At 44.2% G+C, this 25,417-nt stretch carries 24 protein-coding genes and 1 riboswitch; of the genes, 22 read left to right on the top strand and 2 right to left on the bottom strand.

The genetic code is table 11. The features are described from left to right. Positions 1-6 precede the first annotated feature (6 nt). From IFO66_RS16210 to IFO66_RS16170, 9 genes are all read left to right on the top strand, one after another. A complete protein-coding gene (locus IFO66_RS16210) occupies positions 7-1,215 on the top strand; it encodes an aminotransferase class I/II-fold pyridoxal phosphate-dependent enzyme (protein ID WP_273015534.1) in 1,209 nt (402 codons plus the stop codon). A gap of 141 nt (positions 1,216-1,356) precedes the next feature. Next, positions 1,357-1,626, top strand: a complete 270-nt coding sequence (locus IFO66_RS16205) for an aspartyl-phosphate phosphatase Spo0E family protein (RefSeq protein WP_225445821.1) — start codon at positions 1,357-1,359, stop codon at positions 1,624-1,626. A gap of 96 nt (positions 1,627-1,722) precedes the next feature. Next, positions 1,723-2,283 carry a hypothetical protein gene (locus IFO66_RS16200; protein WP_192026159.1) on the top strand — a complete coding sequence of 187 codons (561 nt, stop codon included), beginning with the start codon at positions 1,723-1,725 and terminating at the stop codon, positions 2,281-2,283. Between the two features lie 95 nt (positions 2,284-2,378). Then, complete coding sequence (locus IFO66_RS16195; RefSeq protein WP_192026158.1) at positions 2,379-2,945, top strand: bifunctional adenosylcobinamide kinase/adenosylcobinamide-phosphate guanylyltransferase; 567 nt, start codon at positions 2,379-2,381, stop codon at positions 2,943-2,945. Between the two features lie 77 nt (positions 2,946-3,022). Continuing rightward, complete coding sequence (locus IFO66_RS16190; protein WP_192026157.1) at positions 3,023-3,616, top strand: cob(I)yrinic acid a,c-diamide adenosyltransferase; 594 nt, start codon at positions 3,023-3,025, stop codon at positions 3,614-3,616. Continuing rightward, on the top strand, positions 3,609-4,613 hold the full coding sequence (locus IFO66_RS16185; RefSeq protein ID WP_337913213.1) for an RluA family pseudouridine synthase: 1,005 nt from the start codon (positions 3,609-3,611) through the stop codon (positions 4,611-4,613). The genes IFO66_RS16190 and IFO66_RS16185 overlap by 8 nt, the downstream gene beginning before the upstream one ends. Before the next feature lie 72 nt (positions 4,614-4,685). Continuing rightward, on the top strand, positions 4,686-5,042 hold the full coding sequence (locus IFO66_RS16180) for an arsenate reductase family protein (protein WP_192026156.1): 357 nt from the start codon (positions 4,686-4,688) through the stop codon (positions 5,040-5,042). A gap of 124 nt (positions 5,043-5,166) precedes the next feature. Beyond that, positions 5,167-6,063 (top strand): 5'-3' exonuclease, encoded by an 897-nt coding sequence (locus tag IFO66_RS16175; RefSeq protein ID WP_192026155.1) that lies wholly within the window; start codon positions 5,167-5,169, stop codon positions 6,061-6,063. A gap of 89 nt (positions 6,064-6,152) precedes the next feature. Next, the gene (locus IFO66_RS16170; RefSeq protein ID WP_225445820.1) at positions 6,153-7,349 is read left to right on the top strand and encodes a phosphodiester glycosidase family protein; all 1,197 of its coding nucleotides are present in this window, start codon (positions 6,153-6,155) and stop codon (positions 7,347-7,349) included. Positions 7,350-7,484: 135 nt separating this feature from the next. Here IFO66_RS16170 and IFO66_RS16165 read toward each other — a convergent pair whose 3' ends face one another. Further along, a complete protein-coding gene (locus IFO66_RS16165) occupies positions 7,485-7,781 on the bottom strand; it encodes a DUF3055 domain-containing protein (protein ID WP_192026154.1) in 297 nt (98 codons plus the stop codon). Between the two features lie 255 nt (positions 7,782-8,036). Here IFO66_RS16165 and IFO66_RS16160 point away from each other — a divergent pair, with 255 nt between their 5' ends. Next, positions 8,037-9,107: an HRDC domain-containing protein gene (locus IFO66_RS16160; protein WP_192026153.1), complete on the top strand. Its 1,071-nt coding sequence runs from the start codon at positions 8,037-8,039 to the stop codon at positions 9,105-9,107. Between the two features lie 69 nt (positions 9,108-9,176). Here IFO66_RS16160 and corA read toward each other — a convergent pair whose 3' ends face one another. Continuing rightward, positions 9,177-10,112 carry a magnesium/cobalt transporter CorA gene (corA, locus tag IFO66_RS16155; RefSeq protein WP_192026178.1) on the bottom strand — a complete coding sequence of 312 codons (936 nt, stop codon included), beginning with the start codon at positions 10,110-10,112 and terminating at the stop codon, positions 9,177-9,179. Between the two features lie 558 nt (positions 10,113-10,670). Next, a riboswitch (SAM riboswitch) is annotated at positions 10,671-10,804 on the top strand. 148 nt (positions 10,805-10,952) lie between these two features. Here corA and metA point away from each other — a divergent pair. From metA to IFO66_RS16095, 12 genes are all read left to right on the top strand, one after another. After that, entirely contained in the window at positions 10,953-11,897 is a 945-nt protein-coding gene (gene metA, locus IFO66_RS16150) for a homoserine O-acetyltransferase MetA (RefSeq protein WP_192026152.1), read from the top strand. Then, positions 11,894-13,129 carry an aminotransferase class I/II-fold pyridoxal phosphate-dependent enzyme gene (locus IFO66_RS16145; protein ID WP_192026151.1) on the top strand — a complete coding sequence of 412 codons (1,236 nt, stop codon included), beginning with the start codon at positions 11,894-11,896 and terminating at the stop codon, positions 13,127-13,129. The genes metA and IFO66_RS16145 overlap by 4 nt, the downstream gene beginning before the upstream one ends. A 2-nt stretch (positions 13,130-13,131) precedes the next feature. Further along, positions 13,132-14,289, top strand: a complete 1,158-nt coding sequence (locus tag IFO66_RS16140) for a trans-sulfuration enzyme family protein (RefSeq protein WP_192026150.1) — start codon at positions 13,132-13,134, stop codon at positions 14,287-14,289. Positions 14,290-14,546: 257 nt separating this feature from the next. After that, entirely contained in the window at positions 14,547-15,689 is a 1,143-nt protein-coding gene (mqnC, locus tag IFO66_RS16135; RefSeq protein ID WP_192026149.1) for a cyclic dehypoxanthinyl futalosine synthase, read from the top strand. Positions 15,690-15,840: 151 nt separating this feature from the next. Then, on the top strand, positions 15,841-16,767 hold the full coding sequence (gene ytxC / locus IFO66_RS16130) for a putative sporulation protein YtxC (protein WP_192026148.1): 927 nt from the start codon (positions 15,841-15,843) through the stop codon (positions 16,765-16,767). Positions 16,768-17,217: 450 nt separating this feature from the next. After that, the gene (gene thrS / locus IFO66_RS16125) at positions 17,218-19,182 is read left to right on the top strand and encodes a threonine--tRNA ligase (RefSeq protein WP_028593014.1); all 1,965 of its coding nucleotides are present in this window, start codon (positions 17,218-17,220) and stop codon (positions 19,180-19,182) included. 191 nt (positions 19,183-19,373) lie between these two features. Next, complete coding sequence (locus IFO66_RS16120) at positions 19,374-20,147, top strand: 3D domain-containing protein (protein ID WP_337913208.1); 774 nt, start codon at positions 19,374-19,376, stop codon at positions 20,145-20,147. Between the two features lie 137 nt (positions 20,148-20,284). After that, positions 20,285-20,455 (top strand): hypothetical protein, encoded by a 171-nt coding sequence (locus IFO66_RS16115; RefSeq protein ID WP_192026147.1) that lies wholly within the window; start codon positions 20,285-20,287, stop codon positions 20,453-20,455. A 231-nt stretch (positions 20,456-20,686) separates the two neighbouring features. Continuing rightward, positions 20,687-21,784 carry a cell wall-active antibiotics response protein LiaF gene (gene liaF, locus IFO66_RS16110; protein ID WP_192026146.1) on the top strand — a complete coding sequence of 366 codons (1,098 nt, stop codon included), beginning with the start codon at positions 20,687-20,689 and terminating at the stop codon, positions 21,782-21,784. Positions 21,785-21,787: 3 nt separating this feature from the next. Continuing rightward, complete coding sequence (locus IFO66_RS16105) at positions 21,788-22,867, top strand: HAMP domain-containing sensor histidine kinase (protein ID WP_192026145.1); 1,080 nt, start codon at positions 21,788-21,790, stop codon at positions 22,865-22,867. Beyond that, on the top strand, positions 22,836-23,480 hold the full coding sequence (locus IFO66_RS16100; RefSeq protein ID WP_192026144.1) for a response regulator: 645 nt from the start codon (positions 22,836-22,838) through the stop codon (positions 23,478-23,480). Before IFO66_RS16105 ends, IFO66_RS16100 begins: the two co-directional genes overlap by 32 nt. Before the next feature lie 247 nt (positions 23,481-23,727). Beyond that, positions 23,728-25,353 (top strand): S1C family serine protease, encoded by a 1,626-nt coding sequence (locus IFO66_RS16095; RefSeq protein ID WP_192026143.1) that lies wholly within the window; start codon positions 23,728-23,730, stop codon positions 25,351-25,353. The last annotated feature ends 64 nt before the right edge of the window (positions 25,354-25,417 follow it).

Raw genomic sequence — 25,417 nt, 5'->3', positions numbered from 1 at the left:
ATGACGATGGTAAACCAATCAGTGAAAGCGGAGAATCCTACCGGTATGCAGCATTATATTAACCCGTTAGTTCGATCCATTCCGCCGTCTGGTATTCGCAAATTTTTTGATTTGGTAAGCGGCAGTAAAGATATTATTACACTGGGTGTTGGTGAGCCTGATTTCTGTACACCTTGGCATGTTCGTGAGGCGTGCGTATATTCGTTAGAGCGAGGTATGACAAAGTATACGTCCAACGCGGGTATTCCTGAACTGCGTGAAGAGATCGGCCAGTATTTGAGCGACTCGTTCCATGTCGAATATAACCCTGCTAATGAAATTATGGTTACGGTGGGCGGTTCAGAAGCGATTGATTTGGCATTGCGCACCCTTGTGAATCCTGGGGACGAAATCCTTATTCCTGAGCCTAGTTACATATCCTATTCACCGATTATTTCTATTGGTGGCGGAGTTCCCGTAGGGATTGAGACTGTGGCTAAAGATGAGTTCAAGCTGACAGCTGAAGCGCTGCAAGCGGCAATTACTCCAAAGTCAAAAGTTCTTATTCTCTGTTTCCCGAGCAACCCGACAGGCGGAACGATGACTTATGAGGATTATTTGCCGATTGCTAAAATTGTTGAAGATAATGATCTTATCGTTATCTCGGATGAAATTTATGCAGAATTAACGTATGAACAAAAGCATATAAGCTTTGCATCATTACCTGGAATGAAAGATCGTACGATTCTAGTAAGCGGTTTCTCAAAAGCGTTTGCCATGACCGGTTGGCGTATGGGCTATGCTTGCGGACATCGTGATCTTATTGATGCTATGCTGAAAATTCATCAATACACGGTTATGTGTGCTCCTGTTATGGGTCAAATCGCTGCGCTTGAAGCTTTGAAAAATGGCAAGGAAGAAAAAGATCGAATGGTAGAGTCCTATAACATGCGCAGAAGGCTTGTTGTTAAAGGATTTAGAGAGATCGGCTTGGAATGCCATGAACCTCAGGGGGCATTTTACGCGTTCCCATCGATCGAATCGACAGGATTATCTTCTGAAGCTTTTGCTGAACGCTTGTTGTTCGAAGGTAAAGTAGCTGCGGTACCAGGAAATGTGTTCGGTAAAGGTGGCGAAGGATTCATCCGCTGCTCTTATGCGACATCTGTTGCGCAACTGACAGAAGCGATTGAACGTATGGGGAAAATTGTGGCGAAAATTAAACATGAAATGTGAAAACGATGATGGATAGGATAGAAAAAACTGGTTTCTCTTGTCTTAGTCTGCTATAATATAACATGGATCTTTACATTTTTCTTAGTTATGGAATAAATGAAAGATTCCGTTACATGCTTAGCAGCGAAGGGGGGAAAAGGCTTGTTTTGTTCGGACTTTACGTTAAACCGTTATACACATTCCATATTTCGAGACGTGAACGATCATCCGAAATGGTCGGGCAGAACAAGGGACGTTTCGTCAAAGCTGCTTATGCTTGAGCAAGAAATCTGTCTACTTCGCAAGCAGATGGAACAAATGTTTCAAGAAGAACAATCGTTTACGGCACATAATGTAATTGAAATCAGCAGTATGCTTGATATCAAGATCAATGAATATATGAAATCTAATGCGTACAAAACATATCCATAAGAGACCCCTTTAAGGGGTCTTCTTTTTTTGTATGTAAATTGTATGGTATGATGAAATGAATTATGGTGATTCGTATTGGAGAGAGGAGACGCCATCATGTGTAGACAGAAGAGGGGAATCATTAGCGCGATGCTGATGCTTCTGTTTGTAACGATGTTAAGTGGTTGTGGTAAGGACAAAGCGGATGTAACAATGTTTATTATGAATCATACTACACTGCCAGCCGAGGTTGTAGATTCGTTAGAAACCAGCTTGAATGATCAGTTCAAAGACAAATTTACCGTGGATGTAGTTGTAGCTCCAACATACAGCCATCAGAAGCTGATGGTAGAGTTTATGGTAGGTGAAAAGAGTCTTATTTTAGCTCCTTCCGAAGATATACAAGGTTATGTCAAAAATGGAGGAACACTGCCGCTCGATGGACATTTTGACAGCAGCCAATACCCAACAGGCGTCATGGATGGTATTGTTGTGAAGGAAGAAGGAGATTCTAAGACGAATATTGTAGAATCTCATTTATATGCTTTGCCTGCTGATGCATTGGCAGGGTTGAAGAAGTTAGGTCTTCCTGCAGATGGACTGTCACTGGTAGTGCCCGTACATACGCCGAATGCTGAACAATCCATGGAAGTAATGAAGGTATTGGAAGGCAATTAATGAATAAAGAACGTGCAGCTTGAGACGATACATAATGAAATATGGCGATGGAATTTGATTATGGTTATGGATAAGGCTGGACGGAGGGATGACATATGATAATCGGGGTTACGGGCCATGTCGCTAGCGGCAAGACGTTTTTTATACTCCGTTATGCGGCGTCCTTTGGCAGAGAAGGCCTTTTTGTTGTGGTTGGCAGTTCCTCGTCATCTGAGCAAGAGGTATTCGAAGGGGAGCGTGGTTTCCGCTGGAAGACAGTGAAGGCGGATACGTTATTGCCGCAAGTTATGGACGTTATTAATCGTGAATCGAACGTGTTCAGGGCGGATCGGCGAGTCGTTGTTGTTGACGGAGCTGACCGATATTTTACAGCTGTTCATGAGCAACTGTCAGAGCAGGAAGATTTATCAGATGAACAATATGAGCAGTTCATGAATGAAAAGCGTCACTTATTGGAATATGCGATTTCTTCCTATCAGGGGAAGTTATTCGTTGTAACAGGTGAACCAGGGACGATAACCCCTTTTATGACGCAACGAGAACGCTGCTATCACATGCAGCTTGCCCAGTTTAATCGCATGCTTGCAGAACAATCCCATCAATGGTTTCGTATGAGTGCAGGGCTTGCCCATGAATTGCGCGCGAACAAGTTCCGCGGATAGTGGAGCACAGCGTACGGTAGCGAACCATTCGTTTACAAGTTACTGAGACAACCAAGGAGAGTAAGGAGATGGATCGGATGAATATTTATACACGCACGGGTGACCAAGGATTAACGGCTTTGAAGGGTGGACGCGTAGCCAAGGATCATATCCGTGTACATACATATGGGGAATTAGATGAACTAAATGCATTTACTGCAGTTGCACATGCAGCTTGTGATGATGAACGATTGCAAGGGCTTCGTGAACAATTGCTGCAAATTCAGCATGAATTGTTTGATTGTGGATCGGATCTTGCCTTTGCTGATGAATCGCAAGGAAAAGCTGTGTTCAAAGTTATGCCAGAGATGGTGACGAATTTAGAGAAGTGGATTGATCAGCATGAGGCAGACAATGCTCCCCTAACCCGATTTATTTTGCCAGGAGGTCATCCAGCAGCAGCAGCACTTCACGTGTGTAGGACGGTATGCAGACGTGCAGAACGCAGCATTGTGACATTGTCTCACCAGGAGTCCATCCACCAAGAAGTGCTGAAGTATGTGAATCGCTTGTCTGATTATTTCTTTACAGCGGCACGACGAGTAAATGGATTGACAATGGTGGAAGACGTGGAATATGCAAGGAGTGCTCATGTATTTCGCACCGGAGTGAAGAAGGGACAGCATGAGTAATCCATTCAATGATCAGCAGGATGATAATCGCTCAGAGGAAATGACTGATGTGCAACCAGAGACATGGGATGCTGCCGAGCTAACCTATTGCATTTCTGAGGATGAAGCAGGTATTATGCTTCGTACAGTGCTTCTTTCTCGCTTGAACATGTCACGACGACTTATAACGCGTTTGAAGCGTGTCGAGGGAGGGCTAACGGTAAATGGAAGCTCTACTTACGGTCATAAGCCACTGCAGGCAGGAGATGTTGTTCGTGTCCGTATTGCAGAACCTCAAGTAGAAAGTATACAGCCTGAACCGATACCAATTGAGGTTATCTATGAAGATCAAGATATTCTTGTTGTTCATAAGCCGCCAAATCTGGTGGTACATCCTACGTATGGTTTCCCAAACGGCACTTTAGCCAATGGTATTGTCCATTACTGGCGCAGCCGAGGTGAGCAGACACGTTTTCGACCTGTGCACCGATTGGATCAAGAGACATCGGGTGTATTACTTATTGCCAAGCATGCCTATGCACATCAGCAATTGTCCGAACAATTGCAGCGCGGCGATGTATTTAAGCGTTATGTTGCGTATGTAGAAGGTAATCCACAACCAGCTCAAGGGACTGTCCATGCACCGATTGATCGTGATCCTGAGGAGCGTCATTTACGCATTGTTACACCGGAAGGGTATCCTTCTACGACACATTACGAGACGATTACCAATTATAATGGTGAGGCAGCTAAGATTAAATGTGTACTAGAGACCGGACGAACGCACCAAATCCGTGTACATATGAAACATATTGGCTGTCCGCTCATTGGCGATAAATTTTATAACCCAGATACGAAGCTACTTACATCGATGAAGCGACATGCCTTGCACGCAGCGGAGCTTCATTTCTATCATCCGATGACAGGGGAACGGGTTTGTTTTACGGCACCGCTGCCCGCGGACTTGGTCCAATTGGAGCAGGAGCTAGAACAAAGAGCAGAACGACAAGAACAGTAAGCATACAGTAAGGTTATGAGCGCTAGCAACACGGAGCCGCGTGTAGTGGCACATTCGGGAGGAGAATGTACGATGGATCTAACTATTTATGAATACTCGAAATGCAGTACATGCCGCAAAGCCGTAAAATGGCTTAAGGATCAAGGTCATAACGTCAAGCAAATTCCAATTGTAGAGGAACCTCCTACTGTTCAAGAGTTGGAGAAGCTTGTTGCAAGCAGTGGCTTGGAGCTTAAGAAATGGTTTAATACGTCTGGTGAAGTATACAAAGCGCTGCAATTGAAGGACAAGCTGCCGGGGATGGCGATTGAAGAGCAGTATAAGTTGTTATCTGAAAATGGAAAGTTGCTTAAGCGCCCCATTGTGACGGATGGAAATAAGACGACGATTGGCTTCAAAGAAGAGCAATATGCGGATGTATGGTCATAGTAGTCAAATAATAATAACAAGTGTATGGATAATGGTATCGCTATTGGCAACATCCTCTATCGGATCAAGCGTAGTGCCTATGTTATACTAATGCAACGATAGTAGAGAGGAGCCGCCTACAACGATGAATACAAATGAATTGAATGAACAAAGACCTTCCCTGCTTCTAGTCGACGGGATGGCTTTATTATTTAGAGCTTATTATGCAACAGCCTATGGCGGATCAATCCGTCGTATGCAAGACGGCACGCCTACAAATGCTGTTTTTGGTTTTATGCGTTATTTCTGGGACGCTGTACAACGGTTTAAACCAACACACATAGCTTGTTGTTGGGACTTGAGCAGCAAGACGTTCCGTTCAGAGCAATTTACAGATTATAAAGCGAATCGTCCAGAATGTCCTGAAGATCTTGTGCCGCAGTTCCAACTTATTCGAGATGTGATGGATTCCTTCCATATTCCTAATATTTCTCGTGAAGGTTATGAGGCTGACGATTGTATAGGTACATTGGCTCGTCAGTATCGTGAACAATTCAACGTGTTGGTTCTGACCGGTGATCAGGATATGCTGCAGTTGGTTCATGAACATACGAAAGTTATCATTATGAAAAAGGGGCAAGGCAACTATGCCGTGTATAGCCCTGATTTCTTAATGGAGGAGCGTCAGTTGACATCCGAACAAGTTATTGATGTGAAGGCACTTATGGGTGATCCATCTGATAACTATCCGGGCGTACGAGGCATTGGCGAGAAGACAGCTATGAAGCTTATCCAGCAGTATGGAAGCATTGAAGGCATACTGGGCAATTTGCCTGAGTTGGCTAAAGGGGTTCGAACGAAGATCGAGTCTGACCTTGAGATGATGCATCTGTCACGTTCCTTAGCTCGTATTGAATGTGATGTCCCACTGCAATGTGAAATTGAATCTTGTCTTTTCGAGCCTGATCGAGATCTAGTTGGAACGATGTTCGAACGCTTGGAAATGAAAAGTATGATTTCTTACTTGGGTATGACATCTTAATCCTTGAGGTGGTCCTTTATAGAGACAGCACATTTTGGAAGACATGTGCTGTCTTTTTGTTTATACTATATGTACATATGAGTATATACTTGGAAGGTAGAGATGAAATGTACAAGGAAATGTCTGAACGTAGAAATCGAGTAAATCCCATATTCAAATCGTTAACTATGGTAGCAGTACTGTCGATGTTACTCGTGCCGAGTATGAATGCGTACGCAGTACCTACAGCATCAAGCAATATTGCTGGGAAAGTTGAAATGTCTACTGCCATCGCAAGCAAACCCAAACTGGCTGCGCCACGTGTGTCCTCAAAGTCTATAAAGGTGGGCAGTCGTTCGATGGCTGTGCAAACCGTCCATGTTCCTAAAGGCTACGTGCCTACCGCGGCATTTGGTAAAGGAAAGTACGGGGCAGCTGCCAGCTTAAATGAAATGATGCGCAATCATCGAGCAGTTGCTGGTATTAATGCGACTTACTTTGAAGCGTACAATGGCGCACCAGAGCCATGGGGCACGGTTATTATTAACGGTCGTATTGAGCATGTGGGTAACCACGGAACTACGATTGGATTCCGACAAGACGGTTCTGCGTTGATGGACACGCTGCGGGTTATATTGCGTGGAACCGTGACAAATGAGAAGACGGCGCGTGAGCAAGGCTGGTATGCTTATTTCGTCAATCGGACGCCAGCTAAAAATAGCTCTTCGGCCATCATGTTCACGACTATGCGCGGTTCTCATCTCGGATTTGCATACGGTAATGCGGTTACCGTTCGCAATGGCCAAGTAACCTCGGTAACTAGCGGTCAAAATGTTCCGATTCCTAAAGATGGTTATGTACTCGTTTATACAGGTAAAGAGAAGAAGATGGCAGAGCGTTTCAAGAAAGGCGACAAAGTAACGCAAGCCTTCGAATATACGAATAAAGACGGACAAGCCGTCGACTGGCATGATGTTCAGACTGCGGTAGGAGCAGGACCTCGCTTAGTGAAAGATGGCCGTGTTGCACTTCAACCAAAGGCGGAAGGTTTCCAGCAAGACAAAATACTTACCTTATCTGCTACTCGAAGCGGAATTGGTATTATGCCAGACGGTTCGATTATGCTTGCGACAACAGGTAGCGCTACGATGAAACAATGGGCAGAAGTATGGAAGCAGCTCGGCGCTAAGCAGGCAATGAACTTGGACGGTGGTGCTTCAACTGGTTTGTATGCAAACAATAAAGTGATTACTTCACCAGGAAGATTGCTTAGTAACGTACTTATGTTTAAACAACCGAAATCATAAATAAAATCGGCGAAGAGCCTAGTCGCGCTAGACAAGATGCAACTATAATTGCTGCATCAAGACTAATGCGATTAGGCTCTTATTATGTTCATACCCCTGAGATATTCACTTTCATGCTGTGCCTTATCACGTCAATTAATCTGTGAAGTGTGCCTCTCCGATGACGAGAGCTAGGAATCGTCGCAAATCTTCTGCTGCATCTTCCTCAAGGCGATAAAATGATTCCAAATATCCTTCCTCTTCAAGGTCGTCTTGTCCAAGAATAGCAGTCAATCCTGATTGGAGATCGGTTACAAGCTTCTTGCCGTAGAAGCGGCTTGTTGTTGTGACAGCTAGATCGAAACGATGCATACTTTCACCGATGAACGTGACAAAGCGGGTGGATGTTTGTTCGGTAAAGTCTGATAAGAAATCCAATGGCTCAGCGCTCATAAGGTTGGTACCTCCTCATTCTCAATACGTTCCATCATAGCATAAGCAGAGTTGAATTGGGAATCTCGTAGGTTAGAAAGAGCGTTGACAGCAATGCTGTGATTGCCTATAATGGAAATAAATTCATAACCGGAATGAGGAAGCACCTCTTTTATGTCTGATGACATAGGAGAGGTGCTTCTTTTTTTATGCATCATTCCTTCGTTGTGATGCGTTACGAATGACACATTATTATGGATGAAAAGGAGAATGAGCATGATCATTGTATGGATGTCGCGATTAGAAAGGGCAGAGGTGTCCGGGCAAGTGCGGAGTGGATTAGTTACGGTGGGTGAAGAAGAAGGGAAGTGGCTCGTTTTATGGGAACAAGATGGTGATTGGGATCATCAGACAGAGGATGCCAATTCGACTTGGTATGAGGGAGATATATGGGCGGAGATGTGTGCGGCACTTAGACGAGGTGTTGCAAGCTTAATGCGCAAAGGCTATGAGCCGACACTTGGATTTACACCGGATACGCAGCAGCATGAACGTCGGATGAAGGAGCGTAACGAATGGATTCATTGTTTTGGAGACTTACATGTAGATGAGGAGCTGTATCAGAAGCTGGTGCAATGGCGCAAAGAAGTCGCTTCTTCCATTCGCCGCGCGCCTTACTGGATTACGACGAATCGTATGCTTCGGCTTGTAAGTGCATTCGTCCCACAAACGGTGGAGGAGTTGAAGCAGCTCCCTGGATTTGGCGAGGCTAAGGTTCATACCTATGGTGAAGCCATTATAGCGATCACAGCACCGATTCCACGCAGGACGACATTCCCATTGGACTGGGTAAGTGCGGCGGTAGGTCCTGCGGCATTTTTGCAATGGGTATATCAGCAGGAAGAGCAGAAAATGTCTGGTGAATTCAATCGCCTTGTTGATAAACGAACACTAATCGAAGCTGTCCAGCAAAAATTGGAGCCAGAAGTGATTATGGAGCGTTTGAACGTTGATCGTCGCGAATTGCTTGTTCGTATTGAAGCATTGTCTGAAGAAGGATATGACATGATGTCTTATGCAGAGCATGTCCTGAGTGAGATTGATACGGAGATGCGCACCCGAATTGGGGATTCGCTGCAGCAGCTAGGTATGGATTATTTGAAGCCGATCTATATTCAAACTTTTGGCCAAGAAGCGTTGAAGGATGCCTCCGCCATTATTCAGCGACGCTATGAATACATACGGCTCGTTCGTATGCAAATACGTAATAGCAGCCGCACAGAGCAGGGCTCCGCACGACCTAGTTCAACGAGGTCGCGAGTGGATGTAGAAGCGAAAGCTGTATAATAAATACTTAATGGATGATTCAGATATTGAAAAAAGCCCGCTTTATCGCGGGCTATAGTTCCTGTATGATTAGAGCCAGTCTTTCTTCTTGAACCAGATGAGCATAATGGTCCCAAGTATGAACATAAATCCGATCAGGAACACAGCTCCATATTTATAATGAATAAATGGAATATTATCGAAGTTCATTCCGTATATGCCGGTAATGAACGTCAGTGGCATGAATATCGTTGTCATTGCTGTAAATACACGCATAATTTCATTCGCGCGGTTGGCAATGCTGGATTGATAAGATTCTCGTAAGTTCGCCATCAAGTCGCGGAATGTATCGAATGTCTCGGCAACTTTAACGGCATCTTCATAAATATCCCTGAAATATTTCTGCAAGTTGTCATCAATTAAACGCAAATCTTTGCGGTAAAGGACAAGCAGCAGCTCTTTCTGAGGTGCTAATTCTTTCTTCACCCACAATATTTCACTGCGTAGACTGATGATTTCGTTCAAATGCGATTTTTTAGCATTCACAAGCACTTCTTCTTCCAAATTTTCGATCTTAGCTTCAATCCGATCGCCAACTTTGAAGTAGCTGTCAACTACCGTATCTATAACAAGATATAACATCCGGTCAGCGGAGCTTACTTCTTGCTCCCACAAGAGAGGCTTAACTGTACGGAGTTCATTAATTTTTTGTTTGGTAATGGTGATGATATAGTGTTTGCCTAAAAATATGTTCAAGGCCCGAAGAAAGATTTCTTCATCGTCAAATCGGATGCTGTTGATAACGATAAAATAATGACCTTCATATATTTCCATTTTTGGACGCTGTTCCTCATCATTTAAACAGTCCTCTACAGCCAAGTCGTGCATTTGAAATAATGGCTGGAGTATGACAAGGTCATCCAAATCCGCATCAATCCAGTAAAAACCTTCTTCTGGTGCGGTTAATGTAGTATTAATATCATCAATGGGTGTAAATATACCTTCGTTGACGAGACGAATCTTCATCATAATCACTCCTTCTTGCCACCTTACATTGGTAGCTTGTGTCGTCTTGTACTTGACGATTCATCCGGAGTGATGTCGGTCCGTTCGTCTTGCCTACGCTTAAATACAGAAACAATACATTTAATCATGGATGAGTAATCAGACTAAGCATAAAGGTGACACAAACATAATGTGCCCACGAACATTGGACGACAACCGTGTGCAAATGCAGCACGTCCTCGTCGAATCGTCATATTCGGTTGTCCGTAATCGCGACTGCTTATCCTCGGGTCGCCTTCCATGCGAACTCACCTCTGTTATTTGTGTCTTTCCTCATATTTGTGCAGTTGGATAGTCATCTGGCACTTGTCTAGTATATACGCCTTGATTGCCTAGTTTCAAGAACTAAACAAATGCCAACTACGTATATTCCGTTACAGATGTGCTTGGAAAATTCGTAAGTATACAGTAGTACTGTATGATTTTTTACGATTTTTGGTTCTTCCCCCTTGACGGAATCATTTCCCATGCTTTAAATTATTACCAAGTCCACATGAAGACAATTCCATAACATATGCAATCTTATCAAGAGTAGGTGGAGGGACAAGCCCGATGATACCCGGCAACCGGCGTTAGCAATTGCGAAACGCAGCGGTGCTAATTCTTGCAGAATACCGATGTCACAGACATTTGGTCGTTCTGAGAGATGAGAGAGGCGCAAGTATGTATAAGTAGCGACCTTTCTTACTAGAGAAAGGTCTTTTTTGTTTCATTTACCACCGTGACTTCTCCTCTAAACAGATTGTGCAAAACATGGTGTCCAAGATGAGGGACGACATATCGATTTAGGAGGTTTTTGCTATGCCCATTAAAGTTCCTGATCATTTGCCGGCTAAAGAAGTTTTGTCCCAAGAGAATATTTTTGTGATGGATGAGACACGTGCTTATCAACAAGATATTCGACCTCTGAAGATTATCATTTTGAACTTGATGCCAACCAAGGAAACGACGGAGACGCAGTTGTTGAGATTAATAGGAAATACCCCGCTGCAAGTCGATGTTACATTGCTCCATCCTGCAACACATACTTCTAAAAATACATCTGCTGAGCATCTATCATTGTTTTACAAAACATTTGAAGATATACAGGATGAATTGTTCGATGGCCTAGTTATTACGGGAGCTCCGGTAGAACAGCTGGAATTCCACGAGGTGACCTATTGGCAGGAGCTATGCAAGATCATGGAATGGTCTAAACACCATGTAACATCGACGCTGCACATCTGTTGGGCTTCTCAAGCAGGGTTGTATTACCACTTTGGCGTTCCTAAACATCCGTTGGAGAAGAAATGTTTCGGTGTATTTAACCATACACTCTGTACTCAAAATGTCCGCTTAACTCGTGGCTTCGACGAGCAGTTCTTCGTGCCGCAATCTCGTCATACAGAAGTTCGTGTTGAAGATATGGAAAAAGTGCCAGGCTTGGAACTCATATCTACGTCTGAAGAAGCAGGCGTGTATTTGGCGGCTAGCAAAGACGGTAAGCAAGTGTTTGTTACAGGTCATTCCGAATATGACGCGGAAACGTTGAAATGGGAATATGACCGTGATATTCAAAAAGGCATGGCAATGGACATTCCGGTGAACTATTACCCGAAAGATGATCCGACAAAGCGCCCTTATTCTACATGGAGAGCGCATGCGAATTTGTTATTTTCGAACTGGTTGAACTACTATGTCTACCAAGAGACGCCATTTCAACTTGGTGTGACAGCTGATCGAATGGAAGGAGCGGGAGCAAAATGATTGAACGTGATGAGAATGGATATAAAATTGAAAGTCAGTTAGCGCAAATCGGCTCGATTGCAGAGCCAAAGACAGGTGCGGTGAACTTTCCGATCTATCATGCGACAGCTTACCGTCACCCGCGTCTTGGTCAAAGTACGGGATTCGACTATACGCGTACGAAAAATCCAACTCGTTCTGTGCTTGAGGATGCAGCAGCATTGTTAGAGCGTGGAGATGCAGGCTTTGCCTGTAGTTCGGGCATGGCGGCGCTTCAGACCGTCTTTGCCCTTTTCAGCCAAGGCGATCATTTGATCGTTTCCTTAGACTTGTACGGAGGTACGTATCGCTTGCTAGAGCGCATTATGAAGCGCTTTGGTGTAGATGCTTCCTATGTAGATACCAATGATATCGAAGCAATGGAGGCTGTGCGTACGCCAGCTACAAAGGCAGTTGTAATCGAGACACCTACAAACCCATTGATGATGATTACGGATGTAGAAGCTGTTGCAAAGTGGGCAAAGTCGCACAACTTGCTCACAATCGTAGACAATACCTTGCTTACTCCATTTTTCCAACGTCCAATAGAGCAGGGGGCTGATATTGTCGTACATAGCGCGACAAAATATTTGGGCGGCCATAATGATGTACTCGCAGGATTAATTGTAACAAAAGGTAAGGAACTGTCTGAGGAGATAGCGTTCTTGCACAATTCCATCGGAGCTACATTAAGCCCAACTGATGCCTATCAATTAATGCGTGGTATGAAGACGCTTGCCATTCGAATGGAGCGCCATGAATACAATGCAACAAGGTTGGCAGTGTGGCTTCGTGATCATGAATCCGTCGATGCCGTGTATTATCCCGCACTAGAAGATCATCCTGGATATGAGATTCAGCAGAGCCAATCTTCTGGTAATACGGGTATCTTCTCATTCCGGTTAAAAGACGCTCGTTATGTGGAGCCTATTTTGCGTCATATTCGATTAATTGCTTTCGCAGAGAGTCTCGGCGGAGTGGAATCGTTGATGACATACCCGGCTGTCCAAACACATGCTGACATCCCGCAAGAGATTCGTGAAGCCATTGGTGTAGACGATCGATTGCTGCGCTTCTCTGTCGGCATTGAACATATAGATGACCTTATTGCGGATCTTGACCAAGCGTTGAGCAAAGCGAAGGCAGAAATAGCCGAGCTTGATTCAGTTTCAGTTGATGCAAAAGAACCTGCTGCCGAAGGAAAAGGGGTGTAGGTATGAGCCGCGATCACAATCAATTTTCTACGAAGCTCATTCACTTTGGCAAAGAAGTTTGCGAGCATACAGGTGCATCAAGTGTACCGATATATCAAGCGAGTACATTCCATCATGAAGATATATTTAATCCTCCTGCTCATGATTATTCTCGTTCCGGCAATCCGACACGCGAGGCGTTGGAAGGATATATCGCCCTGCTAGAAGGCGGGACACGTGGATTCGCATTTGCATCTGGTATGGCGGCCATTTCTTCTACACTGCTGCTGTTGTCGGCTGGAGATCATGTGATCGTGACAGAGGATGTATATGGCGGTACCTATCGTTTATTAACTTCTATTCTTGATCGGATGCAAATTGAAACGACTTTTGTGGATATGACAGATCTGAATCAAGTCGAAGCTGCCTATCGTTCAAATACAAAAGCAATTTATATGGAAACACCATCTAATCCTACATTGAAAATTACGGATATTGCTGCTGTTACCGCATGGGCGAAGTCGAAAGGGTTGTTGACGCTGCTCGATAATACCTTTATGACACCATATCACCAACGCCCAATTGAGCATGGCGTCGATATCGTTCTTCATAGCGCAACCAAATTCCTTGGTGGGCACAGTGATGTGTTAGCAGGCTTAGCAGTGACGAACGATGAAGAGCTAGGGGAGCGTGTGAAAATGCTACAAAATGGTCTAGGCACCGTGTTAGGTGTTCAAGACAGCTGGCTGCTTATGCGCGGGATGAAGACACTTGAAGCTCGCATGCGCCACAGCGAGACAAGCGCGGGGAAGCTAGCACAATGGCTGAGTGAGCGGAACGATATTACGCAAGTCTTTTATCCAGGCTTGCCGAATCATCCAGGCAGAGCAATTCATGAGCGTCAATCGCTAGGATATGGTGCAGTTGTATCGTTCGATGTTGGTTCAGGTGAGCGTGCGAAGCAAGTGCTTAATGCTGTACAGCTACCGCTTGTAGCAGTGAGCCTTGGAGCTGTGGAAAGTATTTTGTCATATCCGGCTATGATGTCACATGCCGCTATGCCTCCGCATGTCAGAGCTGAGCGAGGCATTACCGACGGAGTACTTCGCTTCTCTGTTGGCTTGGAACATATTGATGATTTGATTGCAGATTTGGATCAAGCTTTGTCCTTGTCTAAGTAATAATCAATTGAATACAGCCCCTCCACCCCTTTTATATATGGAAAAGTTGACACCAAAATGACGTTTTGAAAGGGATGGGAGGGGTATTTTTATAAAGAAATCTATGATAGGATGAAGGAAAGGCAGGCTTGGTTTATGGAATCGAAATAGACCCGCGACATCAGGGTCATATACCAACCTGCACGTTAACATTCATGTTCGGCAGATTGTTTCTGTCGTCTCCGTACATCCTAACATGAGAGGAAGTGACGGTAACGATGAGTTCATCGATTGACCGCATTTTAGACAAGGCTTTGCGCGGCGAACGCATAGATACGGATGAGTGTGTCACGCTGTTTGAATCCGACCAAATAGAGAAGATGGGCTACGCAGCCAATAAAATGATGGAGAAGTGGCATCCAGATCCAATTACAACCTTTGTTATTGGACGGAACATTAACTACACAAACGTGTGTGATGTATTTTGTCGCTTCTGTGCGTTCTATCGCTCACCGAAGTCGGGAGAAGGATATGTCCTTCCTGATGAAGTTATTTTCCAAAAGATTCAAGAGACAATTGACGTTGGCGGTACCGAGATATTAATGCAGGGTGGAACGAACCCGAATTTGCCGTTCTCGTATTATACGGATTTGCTTAAAGAGATCAAAGTTCGTTTCCCGAACATTACGATGCATTCCTTCTCTCCTGCTGAGATTATGAAGATGAAGGAAGTATCTGATGGGCTGTCATTAGAAGAAGTCGTGCGACAAATTCATGAAGCTGGCCTTGATTCTTTGCCTGGCGGCGGTGCCGAGATTCTTGATGACCGTACACGTCGCAAGATTAGCCGCCTAAAAGGCTCGTGGCGTGATTGGATGGATGTCATGCAGACTGCGCATCGTGACGGCATGAACACAACCGCTACGATGGTTATCGGGTTCGGCGAAGCGATGGAAGAACGAGCGCTTCACTTAGAGCGGGTACGCATTGCACAAGATGAATGCTTGGATCAGAAATATCCTTCCAAAGGATTCCTTGCGTTCATTCCTTGGACATTCCAGCCAGACAATACGAATATGAAGGCGGAGCGTGTTAGCCCGGAAGAGTATTTGAAAACATTAGCGATTAGTCGCTTGTTCTTGGATAACATTCCGAACTTCCAATCTTCCTGGGTTACAATGGGGCCAGAGATTGGAAAGAAGACATTGAGCTTCGGCTGTAATGACTTTGGTAGTACGATGATTGAAGAAAATGTAGTATCTGCAGCAGGAGCTACTCACAAAGTAAATATCGAGAGTATTCTTCGTCTCATTCGTGAAGCAGGCAAAACACCAGCACAGCGTAATACGAAGTATGATATATTGCGCGTCTTTGAAGAAGACGTGACGAATGTTGAGCGCGATTTTGTAATGCAGAACTAATGTGATGTATTGGATTGCATAGTATAAGGTTTAAGGTCTTCCGGATTGATTTCTGGAAGACCTTTTTAATTTGGTTATACTGCCAAAACCCACTTCGTATATCTCTCTGTTCCCCCCCATATACTGATAAGGAACAGAAAGGAGTGAGTTCATGGAACTGTTCACCATCATTATTCCCCGTGCTGATAATCATGAGCCGCAGCAATTAAAAGGCTTACTACAACAGGAACTGGGCGATTTACATACACATCCACAAGGCGTATTGATCGAAGAGGGAGGGCAGTCTTCTCCTGTAGATTGGATTGCGTGCAGAGGAGTGCTTCCAGGATTTCAGTTGTCTAAACAAGGTGAGCAAGTATGGCAGCGTGCAGCACAAGCGTTGGCGGAATATGTATTGACTGTAAAAGAGGAACCGCTCGTTCGTTCCATCATTAGCAAAGTAAAGCAGCTTGACGAATCAGAATACGATAAAATTCAAGAATATTGCATGCATTTGTTAAATGGTGCTGAAGATATCGGTGGACGTGAATCTAGGCAGCGTCGCAAAGCAAAGCTTGTTCGACTGATTCATGCTTACCTATCTGAATACACGACACTGCATTTAGACGGGTTTATTCGGTTTCGGATGGAGAGCTATCTATCTGAGCTTCGAGAAGTAGTGGAATATGCAGTAGACGAATTTATTTTGGAGCGACAATATCAAGAATTTATCAGTTTATTGAAATATTTTGTGTTTATCCAAGATACGAAAATTCCACTTGCTCATCTTGTGCATAAAGGTGGGCATGAATTTGAGCTGATGAATGAGAAATGGGAACCTCTTGAGCCTATGCATGTCGTTGAGGGCATGATTGTGGAAATGCTTGATGGTGATATGGAGATGGAGGATATGATCGTGAGTACGCTCATTAACGTATCCCCAGGACGAATTGTCATCCATACGAGAGATGCTGAGTCCCAAGTCATTAAAACGATTCAGCAAATATTTGAAGCCAGAGTTGATGTGTGTGAATATTGCAGTTCGTGCCAATCGTTCTTTGTTGCAGGTAAAGGCTTAACACTTGACCTAGCTGATTGAATCACATATAATATCGGATATTAATACGTTATAGCGTTGACGAAGACATGAATGCGGAATGGAACCGTACAGAGAGAAGGATCAAGGCTGCAAATCCTTTCGGTGCACATCTACATTTACCACTTCTGAGCTTTGAGCGGGAACCTGACGAACTGAGCATTTTTACATCTTCAGTTAGTATCAGTAGTAACGTTCGACGGTTCATTTCCGATATCGAATGACTCAAGGGCAGCAAATGGTCTACATTGTATGATGTTTAGTGCAGAGTACGTATTGCTGTTGAATGAGGGTGGAACCACGGGTATATAACAACACTCGTCCCTTTTTAAGGGATGGGTGTTTTTTGTGTGTTTAATGAAGGTTAACGTGTGCAGTAGTGAAGAGTCAATGTTGTAGGGCGGTGTCGTTAATGATGCTGTTTTGCGACTCATCAATAAGGGGGATATAAAGATGTCTATCGTAAAAGTAACGCTTCCTGATGGTTCTGTGCGTGAATACGCACAAGGAAGCACAATTGAAGATGTGGCTGCTTCGATTAGCAGCGGGTTGAAGAAAAATGCAGTCGCTGGTAAATTGGACGGCAAAGTGGTTGATTTGTACACTGCAATCGAAGCAGATGCGGCAGTAGAAATTATTATGCCTGAATCCGCAGAAGGACTAGAAGTAATCCGCCACAGTACAGCGCACTTGATGGCTCAAGCGATCAAACGTTTGTACAAAGATGCAAATGTGAAACTTGGTATCGGTCCTGTTATTGAAGATGGCTTCTACTACGATATCGATATGGATATTTCGTTGACACCTGAAGATTTGCCAAAGATCGAGAAAGAAATGGATCGCATCGTTTCGGAGAACTTGCCAGTTCGCCGCCGTGTTGTTTCCCGCGAAGAAGCACTTCGTATTTATGAGGAGCTAGGTGACAACTTGAAGCTTGAGTTGATTAATGATTTGCCAGCAGACTCCGAAATTACGATTTATGATCAAGGCGAGTTCTTCGACTTGTGCCGTGGATCTCACGTACCATCTACAAGCAAGTTGAAAGTGTTCAAGTTGTTGAACCTTGCTGGTGCATACTGGCGTGGAGATTCCAAGAACAAAATGCTTCAGCGTATTTACGGTACTGCTTTCCCGAAGAAAGCTCAATTGGACGAGTACTTGCGCCTTCTAGAAGAAGCGAAGAAACGTGACCATCGTAAGCTTGGTAAAGAACTGAAAATATTTACATTCTCTCGTGAAGTTGGACAAGGTCTACCGATCTGGCTGCCAAACGGTGCTACATTGCGCCGTACGATGGAGCGCTACATTGTAGATATGGAAGAGCGTTTGGGCTACAGCCATGTGTACACGCCGGTATTGGCGAACGTAGAATTGTACAAAATCTCTGGTCACTGGGAACACTATAGTGAAGATATGTTCCCTAAAATGACGATGGATAACGAGGAGCTTGTGCTTCGCCCAATGAACTGTCCTCACCATATGATGGTGTACAAGAGTGAGCCGCACAGCTATCGTGAATTGCCAATCCGTGTAGCGGAATTGGGCACAATGCACCGTTATGAAATGTCTGGAGCTTTGACTGGTTTGCATCGTGTACGTGCAATGACATTGAACGATGCACATATTTTCTGCCGTCCAGATCAAATTAAAGAAGAATTCGCTCGTGTTGTTCAATTGATACAACGCGTTTACAAAGATTTCGGTATCGAGGACTATCGCTTCCGTCTGTCCTACCGTGATCCGCAAGATACAGAGAAGTACTTCCAAGATGATGCGATGTGGGAAATGTCCCAACGTATGCTGCGTGAAGTAGTAGAAGAGCTTGGCTTGCCGTTCTATGAAGCAGAAGGCGAAGCGGCATTCTACGGTCCGAAGCTTGACGTACAGATCAAGACTGCGCTTGGTAAGGAAGAGACATTGTCTACAGCTCAGCTTGATTTCTTGCTTCCTGAGCGCTTCGAGCTTGAGTATGTAGGGGAAGATGGCAATAAGCATCGTCCTGTCGTTATTCACCGCGGTATCATTAGTACGATGGAGCGTATGACTGCATTCTTGCTTGAGAACTTCGCGGGCTCCTTGCCGCTCTGGCTTGCTCCGGTTCAAGCGAAAGTGATTCCAGTATCGCCAACGTATGAAGCTTATGCAAAAGAAGTTGCAGAGCAAATGCGTGAAGCTGGTATTCGTGTAGATGCAGATCTGCGCAATGAGAAGCTTGGCTACAAGATCCGTGAAGCACAGCTGGAGAAGGTAACATACATGCTCGTAGTAGGTGAAAATGAGAAAAACGAAGGTGCTGTATCCGTACGTAAGCGCGGTGAAGGCGACCTTGGTGTCATGTCTGTTCAAGCGGCGGTTGAGAAGCTTCAAGACGAGATTCGTCGTCGCGTACTTCCAACTATTCCAACAGAAGAGAAGTAATATATACCCGTCCTATGTTTCAATAGGGCGGGTTTTTATTTTACATTTTTCGATGCATAATTTTTCACGTTGCAGGAAATCCTTCCGATTAAAGAAGTGTATAACCATTTGTTTACAACTAAAGTTATATGCTAGTTCTTACGATAGTCTCGATTCTTTAATCCATATCAACAAGACGGAGTGACAGCAGCGTGAAGATGAAGAAATGGTTAAGTTGGGTCGCAGTAATGGCGACGATTATGATAGCTATAACATTTAGCTGGGAAGGACAAGCGGAGGCTCAGCTAGGTACGATGCCAATAGGGGTATACAGTGATTGGAGCTGGAATAGTTGGAATACACCATTTATCAAGACGATGGCAGAACATCGTTTAAGCTCGATACAAATGAAACTTCAATCCATTGCATGCAACCTAAAACCTTCTGTTGAAGAAAAAGCCAAGGTGGTATCGGCAAAAAGTGCCGATCGGAAACGAGTGAGTGACGAGGAAAACAGTAAGGCGGCAACGACTACGGCTGTCTTATTTGCAGACAAGCTGCTAGCTCCGCAGCAAGAACAAGTACTTCGTGCAATGACCGTTACAGCGACTGGCTATACGGCTGGCATTGAATCCACAGGCAAGCTGCCAGGTCATCCGTCGTATGGCATAACTTATTCTGGGGTGAAAGTGCGTCGTGGCTATGTATCGACGATAGCAGCCGACCTCGGTGTATTTCCGTTAGGGTCCATCTTGTATATCCCTGGGTATGGATACGGCATTGTGGCAGACATAGGCGGTAAAATTAAAGGTTCCCATATTGATCTTTATTTTGACACAACGAAACAGGTATATAAGCAGTGGGGCAAGAAGAACGTAGAGGTTCAAGTGATTCGTAGAGGAAGTGGGAAAGTAACAGAGCGTATGATTGATGAATTAAATGCGACTGTTATAAAGAATAAACGATTATCAAAGCTAAATATGTAATTCATGTCAATCGCTTTCATGGTGCATAATGTGGTGTTGCTAATCGCATAATATTTGATGTGGAAACGAGATGTTTCCTTCATATACTTCGCAATCTTCATCAGGGATGAAGGGCGAGCCGCAGGAGGTGAAATGCGATGAGCAACCATAACCAAAAGAACAAGTTTGGTGCATTTTCTTCTCAGAATCAACAGCAACAAAACAATTTTGATGCTGAGTTTGCAGCGGAAGCAGGTGCTGGTGTGGCTGGAACAGCTGGTGCTGCTGGTAAAGCAGCGAAAGGCCAGTCCCAAAAGGCACAACAGTAACATCGCGTGAAACCGTTAAAAGCGGCAAAAGAAGGCAATCATGCTGGAAACAGCAGATTGCCTTCTTTTTTTGTGAGTTGAAATGGATGCGAAGAGGAACGTCTCAGTCTCTAGACTGAGATAAAGTTCAACCTCTCGGATCTGTTACAAGTATTGGTACTGCTATACAATACAAGTATTGAACAAGTTCAATTGCAGAAAATGGTCTGCAATAAGAAATGAGGGATAAAGATGACAGGCAACAAAGGGCGCTGGATTGGCGGGTCAATACTTGTTACGGTTGGCGTACTGTTTATGCTCCAGCAGTGGGGATTCTTGCATTTTAATATCGGAGATCTTGTATCTATATTTTGGCCGCTCATCTTATTGTTTGTTGGTGTCAGCATGCTCGTGAGTGGTACTTGGGCAGGTTTGATTGTGTTAGGCATTGGTGGTTTCTTTTTACTTTCGAATTTAGAAATTATCCACATGTCTCTCGGGGAAGCGATTCGAAGAGCGTTTCCGTTGATTATTATAGCGATTGGTCTTATTGTGCTCTTTGGTGTTAAGGGCAAATTCAAATCGTCCAAACATAAAGAACCGGAATGGAATCCATCTTCGACATCAACGGAATGGAAGAAGCCTGAATACGAAGATCCATTTGCCGATTATGTAAAAAACTTAAATGCTGAGCAGCATCCAATTTCTAATGACGTAGATGGATATAAAGAGGATGGAGGAATAAATCACCTTAAGATGAACATACCGAAGCCTCCCCAACCACCTAAGCCACCTCATTATAAGACGTATAACAAAAAGAATGACTTCGACGATGAGTTAGATCTTGATTTTGATATGGATGATGACGATTACGACTATGATGATGATTATAGTGGCCAAGGCGATTACGATTACAAAACATATAAGAAGAAGCTAAAGCATGCTGCTAAAAAAATGAAGAAGAAAAAAGGGAGGATTGAAAAATCCTGCTTTATCGGGGATATTCATTTAGGACATGATTATTGGGAGCTGCGTCCGGCAAATGTGTCGAACTTTGTTGGGGATACGATTATCGATTTAACGAAGGCGCAAGTGCCTTATGGAAAAACGATTATAAATGTAAGCAGCTTTATCGGTGATGTCAAAGTGTACGTGCCAAACGATATGGACTTAGGCGTGTTCGTATCTTCGCATTCTTTCTTAGGAGATATGAAAGTGTTTGATCAGAAGTACTCCGGTTTTATGCGTGATCTCGAAGCCAAAACACCATTTTTCCACGAATCCAGTAAAAAGGTTCTGATCGAGGTTAACAGTTTTATTGGTGATGTAAAAGTGATAAGGGTGGGCTAATGCATGGGATATATACGCTTGTGGCGTGCCAATAATCTGAAATGGGAACTGCTATGCTCCTTTATCATTTCAGGAAGTATTATCGTTGCTAGCTTATGGCTTGCCTTTAGCTTTGGGGATGGATGGTTTACGGGGTGGGTTCAGTGGCTGTTTGGTATTTTGACGGTACTTATCGTCTCATTAATAACAGGTTACGTCACAGGATTGAGAATCCAACGCAAGCTCGACACGCTTAATGAAAGTATGATGCAGGTGGCCAAGGGGAACTGGTCGGTTCGAATTCAAGAAAGTGAGCATACATCGTTTGATGCGCTGTATGAGCATTTTAATACGATGATGCAGACAACAGAACAGAAGTTAAAATTGTTGCAGAAGTTGACCGAACAGCAAGTTATTGAGCGTGAAATCTTCAATGAACAGATTGTGCAAGAAGAAAGAAAGCGATTGGCGCGTGACCTTCATGATTCGGTTAGTCAACAGTTGTTCGCGATTCATATGTCTTCCGCTTCATTGCCAAAAGTGATGGAACTGGATGAAGAGCGCGCGAAGCTCGTTGTCACACAATTAATTGAAATGTCGCATAATGCTCAGCGTCAAATGCGAGCTTTAATTTCACAGCTCCGTCCGATTGAGTTGGATGGGCGATCCCTACAAGAAGCGCTAGGGGTGTGGTTTCCTGACTATTGCCGTCAAAACGGTTTGCAGGGCAAGATCGATATCCATATTGAAAATGATTTATCTGAAGCAAAAGAACATCAATGCTTCTTAATGATACAAGAAGCAATGGCGAATGTTGTTAAGCATGCTAAGGCCGATCAGGTTACACTTAGTATGCAGGAATCTGCGAATCGCATGTTGCTGTCAATTGCAGATGATGGTGTGGGATTCGATCGCAATAATAAGAGTTCTTTTGCTGGCAGTTATGGTTTAACGACGATGCAGGAACGTGCTGATAAGCTTGGGGGTCATATGGAGTTGATCAGCCAACCAGGTGCGGGTACGACAATTCGGGTATATATTCCACTGTTTGAAGCTGAGGGGATGAATCAGGATGAACAAGATGAAAGTCTTTCTTGTAGATGATCATGAAATGGTTCGACTAGGTTTGAAGACGTACTTGATGCTTGATTCGGAAATCGATGTGTTGGGGGAGGCGAGTGGAGGGCATGATGCTCTGAATAAGCTCGAAGCGATGGAAGACAATCTCCCTGACGTCGTATTAATGGATTTGATGATGCCTGACATGGATGGAGTGGAAACGACGAGCAGATTGATTGCGCGTTATCCGCAGCTACGGATTGTCATGTTAACGAGCTTTATGGAAGATGAGCAAGTCGTTTCTGCAATTCAAGCGGGTGCGGTTAGCTACGTACTAAAGACCATATCTGCCGAAGAACTATGCTATGCAATTCGCGGTGCTTATCGAGGTATGCCTGTCATGAGTGGAGAAGTTTCTCAAGCACTGACTCGTGGATTGCGCAAGCGGGCCGCAGAGCCTGAGCATGATGGCTTGACTGAGCGCGAAAAGGAAGTACTGCTGCTTATCGCAGATGGCAAAACAAACAAAGACATAGCAGATGAGCTGCATATAAGTATTAAAACGGTAAAAACACACGTATCAAATCTATTAATGAAATGTGAGCTGCAGGATCGAACGCAGTTAGCCGTGTTTGCACATCGCAAAGGCTGGGCATAGTGATAGAACGGCTAAGGAACAAACACATCAAACATATCGGAGTTAATCGCCTATTCGGATGCAGTCGAATGGGCTATTGTTATGTAAATAGTAAAAAAAGAATGGGAATATCGGTTTTATTCCGTTTTATAAAGTTTTTAAGGTGTGCTTAAGGTTACTAGTCCATTATAACTACATAAGGTATTGAGCTTCCCGAAAATGAAGGGAATATGGAAACAGCAACATTAACAGTAATGGAGGAGATCACATGAGCGATCAACGTAATTCTTTTTCTCATCCCGACAAGGGTTCTTATACAGGACCTCAATCTGAGGCCAATCAAGCAGGACATGAGCAAGCAGCTTCCAAGGAACAAGATAATAAGCAACAGCCTTACTATTATGCTTACGGGCCATATCAATCTTCACGAAGCGAGCAAGATTCTACAGTATCACGTGATTCATCTGGCAGAGCAAGCGATGTACCGGTAACTCCGCCTCAGGCAATTAAGCCGATGCCATTCTCAAGTGCAACGCATAATGGTCCTACGTTTGCAGGAGGAGCTTCATCTAATGGAGGTGGCGGCTATAAAGACGGTGAACGAGCTAACCAACAATGGCAGTTCCAACAGAAGCCAGAACGTCGTCGTACCTCGTTCCGTACGGTGGTTGCTTCCTTTATGGCAGGGGTTATTGCAATTGGCGGCCTAATGGGAGCATCTGATTACTACAACTGGTTTACAGGAGAGGATGCACTTCTGTCGGGTGTAACTGAACGTAAAGAAGCTGCTCAGCAAGTAGTAGATAAACGTCCTGCACCATTCCCTGAAGGAACAGCCGCTGTGTCTGATGTCGTGAAAATGGCAAGCCCAGCGGTAGTGAAAATTGACACATACGGTACACCTAGTAGTACGGGTGGAAGAGGTTCATGGATGGATGATCCGTTCTTCAGACAGTTTTTCGGAGGTAATCCTGAAAGTCAGCACAGCAACACGCCATCCGAAAAAGCTCTTCAGCCGCTAGGGCTGGGCACAGGCTTTATTTTTGAAAAAGATGGATTTATTTTAACGAACCAGCACGTTATCGAAGGTGCTGAAGTGGTACAAGTTAATATAGAAGGCTATACAAAGCCTTTTAAAGCTCAAGTATTAGGCAAGAGCCGTGATCTTGATTTGGCTGTATTGAAAATTGAAGGAGATTCTGACTTCCCGACAATCAAGCTTGGTAACTCCGATGCAACGGAAGTAGGAGAGCAGTTGGTTGCAATCGGCAATCCGTCTGGATTCGATCACACGGTAACTACGGGCGTATTGAGTGCTAGGGAGCGTTCGATTACCGTGAATGATAACGGCCAGCCGCGCACCTACGAACATTTGCTTCAAACGGATGCATCCATTAACCCAGGTAACTCTGGCGGCCCGCTCTTAAATATGAAGGGCGAAGTTATCGGGATGAACGTAGCAGTAAGTAAGGAAGCACAAGGTATCGGCTTCGCCATTCCTGCTAATGTTATCTTGAATGTCGTGGAACCGCTGAAACAGAACAAAGAAATTCCAAAAGAGCCAGTTCCATTTATCGGAACGAACTTGATTACAATGACGGAAGAAATTGCGAAAAGTATTGGTATCGAAAATACACCTGGTGCGCTAGTGCATACGGTTGTGTTTGGTTCTCCAGCTTATGATGCAGAGCTACGCGCTTATGATGTCATCACGACTATTGATGGCAAGGAGATAGCAACGAAGGAAGAGTTGAGTGAACAGATTTTAACGAAAAAAGTGGGCGATACGGTTAAACTCGAGGTTGTTCGTAAAGGCAAAAAAACAAGTGTAGACGTGAAGATTGGTGACAAGAACAAATTCCAACAAGCGGCACAAGAACAGCTCCAGCCTTAAATCGTAAACGTTAGTTATAAAGATATACAGAGAGAAGAAAGCGAGGTGATATGAAGTGTATCCT

Source organism: Paenibacillus arenosi, assembly GCF_014841135.1.
Lineage (GTDB): Bacteria > Bacillota > Bacilli > Paenibacillales > Paenibacillaceae > Paenibacillus_B > Paenibacillus_B arenosi.
Note: the sequence above shows the minus strand (reverse complement) of the source record. Positions and strands in the feature narration are given on the sequence as shown.

What these genes read in the sequence shown, in the direction of transcription:
- IFO66_RS16140 (WP_192026150.1), top strand. Translation starts at nt 13,132, where the DNA reads ATGAGCCGCGATCACAATCAATTTTCTACGAAGCTCATTCACTTTGGC.
- IFO66_RS16200 (WP_192026159.1), top strand. Translation starts at nt 1,723, where the DNA reads ATGTGTAGACAGAAGAGGGGAATCATTAGCGCGATGCTGATGCTTCTG.
- IFO66_RS16100 (WP_192026144.1), top strand. Translation starts at nt 22,836, where the DNA reads ATGAACAAGATGAAAGTCTTTCTTGTAGATGATCATGAAATGGTTCGA.
- mqnC (WP_192026149.1), top strand. Translation starts at nt 14,547, where the DNA reads ATGAGTTCATCGATTGACCGCATTTTAGACAAGGCTTTGCGCGGCGAA.
- IFO66_RS16160 (WP_192026153.1), top strand. Translation starts at nt 8,037, where the DNA reads ATGATCATTGTATGGATGTCGCGATTAGAAAGGGCAGAGGTGTCCGGG.
- IFO66_RS16105 (WP_192026145.1), top strand. Translation starts at nt 21,788, where the DNA reads ATGGGATATATACGCTTGTGGCGTGCCAATAATCTGAAATGGGAACTG.
- IFO66_RS16195 (WP_192026158.1), top strand. Translation starts at nt 2,379, where the DNA reads ATGATAATCGGGGTTACGGGCCATGTCGCTAGCGGCAAGACGTTTTTT.
- liaF (WP_192026146.1), top strand. Translation starts at nt 20,687, where the DNA reads ATGACAGGCAACAAAGGGCGCTGGATTGGCGGGTCAATACTTGTTACG.
- IFO66_RS16115 (WP_192026147.1), top strand. Translation starts at nt 20,285, where the DNA reads ATGAGCAACCATAACCAAAAGAACAAGTTTGGTGCATTTTCTTCTCAG.
- corA (WP_192026178.1), bottom strand. Translation starts at nt 10,112, where the DNA reads ATGAAGATTCGTCTCGTCAACGAAGGTATATTTACACCCATTGATGAT.
- IFO66_RS16145 (WP_192026151.1), top strand. Translation starts at nt 11,894, where the DNA reads ATGATTGAACGTGATGAGAATGGATATAAAATTGAAAGTCAGTTAGCG.
- ytxC (WP_192026148.1), top strand. Translation starts at nt 15,841, where the DNA reads ATGGAACTGTTCACCATCATTATTCCCCGTGCTGATAATCATGAGCCG.
- IFO66_RS16180 (WP_192026156.1), top strand. Translation starts at nt 4,686, where the DNA reads ATGGATCTAACTATTTATGAATACTCGAAATGCAGTACATGCCGCAAA.
- IFO66_RS16165 (WP_192026154.1), bottom strand. Translation starts at nt 7,781, where the DNA reads ATGAGCGCTGAGCCATTGGATTTCTTATCAGACTTTACCGAACAAACA.
- metA (WP_192026152.1), top strand. Translation starts at nt 10,953, where the DNA reads ATGCCCATTAAAGTTCCTGATCATTTGCCGGCTAAAGAAGTTTTGTCC.
- IFO66_RS16095 (WP_192026143.1), top strand. Translation starts at nt 23,728, where the DNA reads ATGAGCGATCAACGTAATTCTTTTTCTCATCCCGACAAGGGTTCTTAT.
- IFO66_RS16185 (WP_337913213.1), top strand. Translation starts at nt 3,609, where the DNA reads ATGAGTAATCCATTCAATGATCAGCAGGATGATAATCGCTCAGAGGAA.
- IFO66_RS16190 (WP_192026157.1), top strand. Translation starts at nt 3,023, where the DNA reads ATGAATATTTATACACGCACGGGTGACCAAGGATTAACGGCTTTGAAG.
- IFO66_RS16210 (WP_273015534.1), top strand. Translation starts at nt 7, where the DNA reads ATGGTAAACCAATCAGTGAAAGCGGAGAATCCTACCGGTATGCAGCAT.
- thrS (WP_028593014.1), top strand. Translation starts at nt 17,218, where the DNA reads ATGTCTATCGTAAAAGTAACGCTTCCTGATGGTTCTGTGCGTGAATAC.
- IFO66_RS16175 (WP_192026155.1), top strand. Translation starts at nt 5,167, where the DNA reads ATGAATACAAATGAATTGAATGAACAAAGACCTTCCCTGCTTCTAGTC.